This is a genomic window from Pseudoalteromonas sp. BSi20652, assembly GCF_000239855.1.
Taxonomy (GTDB): Bacteria; Pseudomonadota; Gammaproteobacteria; order Enterobacterales; family Alteromonadaceae; genus Pseudoalteromonas.
The window spans coordinates 25080-31103 of the sequence record NZ_BADT01000203.1 but is presented as its reverse complement, the minus strand read 5'-3'; the positions used below and the strand labels follow the sequence as shown (position 1 = coordinate 31103).

General features: G+C 40.1%; 3 protein-coding genes and 1 pseudogene. All 4 read right to left on the bottom strand.

Annotated elements, in window-relative coordinates; translation table 11 throughout:
- Nucleotides 1-462 (bottom strand): Crp/Fnr family transcriptional regulator (locus tag P20652_RS18970; protein WP_033017966.1); only part of this gene is annotated, 462 nt, incomplete at its 3' end.
- An 87-nt stretch (nucleotides 463-549) separates the two neighbouring features.
- Nucleotides 550-3630, bottom strand: a complete 3081-nt coding sequence (locus tag P20652_RS02830; RefSeq protein WP_008171741.1) for an efflux RND transporter permease subunit — start codon at nucleotides 3628-3630, stop codon at nucleotides 550-552.
- Between the two features lie 2 nt (nucleotides 3631-3632).
- Nucleotides 3633-4646, bottom strand: a complete 1014-nt coding sequence (locus tag P20652_RS02835) for an efflux RND transporter periplasmic adaptor subunit (protein ID WP_237707155.1) — start codon at nucleotides 4644-4646, stop codon at nucleotides 3633-3635.
- 166 nt (nucleotides 4647-4812) lie between these two features.
- Nucleotides 4813-5821 (bottom strand): annotated as a pseudogene (locus P20652_RS18965) (rhodanese-related sulfurtransferase).
- Nucleotides 5822-6024 lie beyond the last annotated feature (203 nt).

The following is a 6024-nucleotide window of genomic DNA, read 5'->3' as shown; positions in this document are numbered from 1 at the left end:
TGATTTAACTTTTGCGGTTGTTAAGTCATTATTGTCGGCTTGTTCAACAATAGCCTGGTGTAGACGCACATTACCATCGCTTTCAAAATAATCGGCAAACGCATCAAACTGATCACAGTAGCGATTAAATAGCTCAACATTTATGCAGTAAACTAACGTATCCTCGAGAGCTGTTGCAGGAAAACGTACTTTACGGTTCATTAACAAGCCCATTTGCCCAAAAATCCCACCAACAGATAAGCGATTATAGAGCTCTCCATTGCGCCGATACATTTCGACCGAACCACTTCTGATCACATACAGATCGGCAATATCATTACCAAAATGAAGTATTTCTGTTTGCGATCTAAAATACGTAACTTCAACTTGTTGAGCAAGTTCGTTTAACGCCTTTTGCGGTAGGTCATTAAATGGAGGATGTTGCGTTAAAAAGTTTGCGATTTCTACTTGTTCAGCTTGCATAACTAGCTCCAATTGGTGACCAATAATGCAATTGTGAGCCTAATTAACTACTTTTTAAAGGAAAATAGTTAATTAGGCATAGAAATTTTACTGCGTTTGTTCAAGCTCTTTAGCAAGCTCTTTACTTTCGTCACCTCGAGGTTTTGTAAAGCGTGCTAAACCTAAGTAAATTACCGGTGTTAGGTATAATGTAAATATAACAGCTAACGATAAACCACCAAAAACAACCCAACCAATCGCATTTCGCGCTTCGGCCCCTGCACCGCTTGAAAGTATTAAAGGAAGTGCACCTAATAAGGTAGATACCAGAGTCATCGTAATTGGGCGCAGCCTTACTAACGCAGCTTGCTCCACAGCTTCTCGAACCGATAAACCTTGATCGCGAAGTTGATCGGCAAATTCAACTAATAAAATTGCATTTTTAGCAATCAAGCCTATCAACATTACTAAACCAATTTGTGAATAAATATTAAGTGAAGTATTCGTCAGGTACAAAGCTAAAATAGCAGACGTAATTCCAAATGGAACAGTTAACATAACGACAATTGCGCTGTTTACACTTTCAAACTGTGCAGCTAGCACAAGAAGTACGATTAAAAAAGCCAATACGTAGGTTAACAAGATTTCATTCGCTGTTTCTTGAAACGTTAGTGCTTCACCTTTAAAGGCTAAGCTAATCTCAGGCGGTAATGACTGTTGTGATAGGTCACGTATTTGAGTAACAATATCAGCAATCGTCATATCATCGGGTAATTCCATATCTAACTCAATAGCTCGACGTTGTGCGTGGCGCTCAAGCTCTGCGGCGACACCTTCTTCACTAATACTTGCTAAACTGCTTATAGGAACAAGCTGACCACTTCGACTAGCTACGTACAAATTTGCTAAATCACTGGGATCTTTAATTATTTGATTTTGCACCTGTAATATTATGGGTACAGATTGATCACCTATATTTAAATCTGCTACATCATCGCCGTTAATCGCAGCGCGAAGCGTTACCGATATGTCACTCAGTGCCACACCTAACTCTTCAGCTCGGCGTCTATCAATATTAACGCGTAATTGAGGTTGAGAAGGTTGATAAGAAATACGCACTGGCGCGGTACCGGGAATGGCATTTTCAATACTTTTTGCAAAGTTTTGTGCGGCAGTAAATATCTCGTTGTAATCTTGTCCGAGTAACGCAAGCTCTATCCCGCCACCTTGACCACGTAAATTTAAGCTATTTGAGCCTGACGCACGCCCTGCTGCACCAGGTATTTGTCCAAGTGGGCCGCGGATTTTATTTATAATCTCTTGTTGGCTAAATTGGCGTTCATCCCAATGCTTTAATGGCACGGTAATAAAAACAATATTCGGATCCCATTGACCCACCACAGTATAGATGGATTCTATTTCACCACTTTCAACAAAAGGTAATAAAATATCTTCCATTTGCATTGCTTGTCTATCCATAAAACTTAGACCAACACCATCAGGACCGCGTGCAAAAATACGAATTTTTCCCCTATCTTCGTTGGGTAGTAGTTCGTTATCAAGATTTATATACAAAGCACCTGAACACAAAGCCACTGTCACACAGGCTATTAGCATTAACCAAGCTCGGTTTAATACCGCTTTTATCGTAATACTATAAAAGTTGACTAGCTTATTTCCAACTTTAGCAAATGGATGAGTACTTTCTTTTTTAAGCTTTAGCTTTGAAGTGAGTGCGGGCACTAATGAAAGTGCAACAAAACTTGATATAATAACTGCGCCTGCGAGTACCCCACCAAATTCTCTAAATAATCGCCCTGCCGTTGATGGCAAAAAGGCAATAGGTATAAATACGGCAGCTAATACTGCTGTAGTTGCTACTACGGCAAAAAACACTTCTCGGGTGCCAATTACTGCAGCGGCACGTCGTCCAAGCCCAAGTCCTCTTTGGCGTTGTATGTTTTCACTTACAACAATAGCGTCATCAACTATTAAGCCAGTTGCTAATACTAATGCTAAAAGAGTTAAAATATTAATTGAAAAACCAAGCCCCCAAATAAGCGCAAGTGAACCAATCAGTGCGACTGGAATTGCAAAAGCAGGCACAAGGGTTGCTCGCCACGAGCCTATAAATATCCAAAGGGTAATAACCACTAATAAAACGGTAAGAACCAAAGAGTATATAACTTCATCAACGGAACTTCTTATAAACTGTGCGTCGTCAGAGGTTAGAGTAAATTCAAGCTCGGGAAAGCGAGTGCGCATACTTTCAAGTAGCTTTAGTACCTCATCTGATATCTCAATAGTATTTGATTGTGCTTGACGAATAACTTCCATACCAATAACTGGTTTACCATTTAATCGCACCATTGAGCGTGGATCGGCAGGTCCAAAGTACACAGAAGCAACATCGCCAACTCGTGTATCACCCCTTATAATAATATTAGCAACTTCACTAGGAGTGATAGATGTTGCATCAGCACGCACTATTACTTGCTGATCGCTTGATTTTAGGCTGCCAGCAGGCACATCAAAAGGTGCTTGACGTAAAACGTCGGCTACATCAGGAATAGTTAGGTTAAAACTAGTTAATTTAAGAGGTTCTAAACGCACTCTAAGAACACGTTTTCTATCACCGTTTAATCGTACATCAGCAACACCAGGAATAGTTAAAAACTGTGGAGCTAAATCTGTTTCAACGCGTTCAGTAAGTGCTTCAAGTGTTAAGGCATCACTTGAAACAGTGAGTGAAACAACTGCCTCGGCATTGTTATCGGCTTTTATAATTGCAACGCGTTCGACCTCTTCAGGAAGTTCTCGTTGAACTCGAGCAATTGATTCACGAGTTTCATTAGCCGCGTTATCTAAATCAACGCCTGGGCGAAACTCCACCACAATGCGCGAGCTGCCCTCTTCGCTTTGTGCACGTATTGATTTAACGCCACTGACGCGTGCAATTGCCCCCTCAAGCTTACTTGTTACTTCTGTATCGACTGTTTCAGGTGAACCTCCAGGGAAAGAAGCAGAGACTGTAATCCGAGGTCTATCTACGTCTGGAAGTTCTCGTACTTCAATGCCAGCAATAGCGGCTAAACCAGCAATTATTATAAGTAGATTTAAAACAACGATTAGTACCGGGCGGCGAATAGCCATTGATGGTAAATCTTGCATCATAGGAGCATTTTTCATGACTACTCCTTCTCATCTATGCTGTTTGCAAAATTGAGCACTTGGTTTGCGCGTAAGCGCTGTACTCCTTCAACAACTAATATGTCATCTTGTTTTAAGTCACCTGAGACCAATAAACGCCCCGCTAAACGTTGCTCAATTTTTACATCAACGCGTGTGGCTTTTTTGTTTACGCTTTTCCATACATAGGGTCCTGTTGCTCCCCACATAAGTGCAGCCTCTGGCACTACTGCGAATAATTCGCCCTCCACACTAATGTTTACTCTAAAGCTCATACCTGGCATAAATTGCTGAGATTTATTATCTAGCTTTGCTTTAACACGTAATGTACGAGTTTGTGGATTAATTCGTGAATCGAGATAGGCAACGTTGGCATTAATCACTTGACTACTTTGCCATGGGGTTACTTTGACCTTCCCTTCATTTTTAAGCATGTATATTGCTGACTCAGGGGCATTAAAATTAATGTACAAACTGCTTGTATCATCGATACTAGCTATTGCAGTTTGTACTGTAATACGGTCACCTTTCTCAACATCGGTTAATCCCATTACACCAGTAAAAGGTGCACGGACTTCTCTGTCCTCAAGGTCCGTTTTTGCATTTGCTAATGCCACTTTTGCTAATGAGTTAAGCGTTTTAGCATCGTCGAGTTCACTTTGTGGTACCGCACCCTTCTGATGGCTTTGAGTTAGGCGTTTCAATGTTCGGGTTGTGTCGCTAAGCGTAATTTCAGCTTCTTGTAATGCAGTTTTTTGACGTCTTGAGTCTAGCTCAACAAGCGCGTCGCCTTCTTTAACCTTATCACCTGGTTTAAAGTAAATATTTGTCACTTTATCACCCACTGCAGGGAATAAAATAACAGAATGAATTGCCTCGGCATTTCCTACCGCGTCTACTTCTTGCTTAGTGCGTTCAGTGGCTACCTTTTGCACAAGAACATTTGCACTCGTAGCAGATATGCTAAATAAGATCAGCATTAAGTAAATGTTTAATAAGAGTATTCGCAATTTCAAAAAACCACCTAATTCATTATTGTTAACGGCATATACGCAGTGTAGCAAATGTGTGATCAAAATTAGCGTTTAATACACAACAACCAAAGATGAATCAACGAAACACAAGTATAAAAAAGAGCCATATAGGCTCTTTATCATCTAAAAGTTAAATCTGCTAAGCATTTTATTTACCGCGCTGTGCGTTTTTATGCGCCTTTTTAGCCTCTTTACGTTGTTGTAAAACAGCTTGAGCTTCATTACCGATATGACCTTCGCCACGTGCTTGAGCTAACTCAATTTGTTTTTGACGTTCAGCAAATCGTGCGCGCTGCTCATCAGTTACTTCTTCTATACAATGATGGCAAGATACACCTTCTACGTATTCAGGCTTTAATTTTTCGTCTTCTGTAATTGGCATGCGACAGGCATGACATTGGTCGTAAGAACCCTTTTGAAGATCGTGATCAACAGCTACACGATTATCAAATACAAAACACTCGCCTTCCCACATGGTTTCTTCTTTTGGAACTTCTTCTAGGTATTTTAAAATACCACCTTCAAGATGGTATACCTCATCAAAGCCCTGCTCTTTCATGTAAGCTGTCGATTTTTCACAACGGATACCACCCGTACAAAACATAGCTACTTTTTTATTGCTTTTCTGGGTCTAAGTTTTCTTTTGCCCACTGAGGAAACTCACGAAATGTTTTAGTGTTTGGGTCAACGGCATTTTGAAAAGTACCGATTTCAATTTCGTAATCATTACGCGTATCAATAAGTATAACGTCAGGATCAGATATAAGTGCATTCCACTCATTAGGCTTCACATAACTACCCACAACTTTAAGCGGATCTACGCCTTCAACGCCCATCGTTACAATTTCTTTTTTAAGCTTTACTTTTGTACGATAAAACGGACATTCATCATCATAAGACTCTTTACTTACAATATTATTTAGATTTGGTTGTTTGTCTAGCCACGCTAAAAGGTTATCTATTCCTTCACGCTTTGCCGACACGGTGCCGTTAATGCCTTCAGCTGCAATCAGTAAAGTACCGCGTACTTCGTTTGCTTCCATCACGTCAAGTAATGGCTTTCTTAGAGCTTCGTAATCGGGTAAAGCTACAAATTTATACATTGCACATACAACAAAGTGATCATTTGTAACATCATTTTTATGGACAGCTGTCATGTCATTTCCTATTTTGCTTTTAGTTGCCACAATTGGCATTTACCGAATCGTAAATCCGGCGCATATGGGGCGCGTATTTTACGCTTTTTAAGATTAAATGCAAAAAATAGCCCTATAATTTGCATTTTACTGTTAGCGACCTACCTGTGTAAGCTATAATGCGCTGATAAATTTATAGACTTAATTTGCTCATTTTGGAGAAA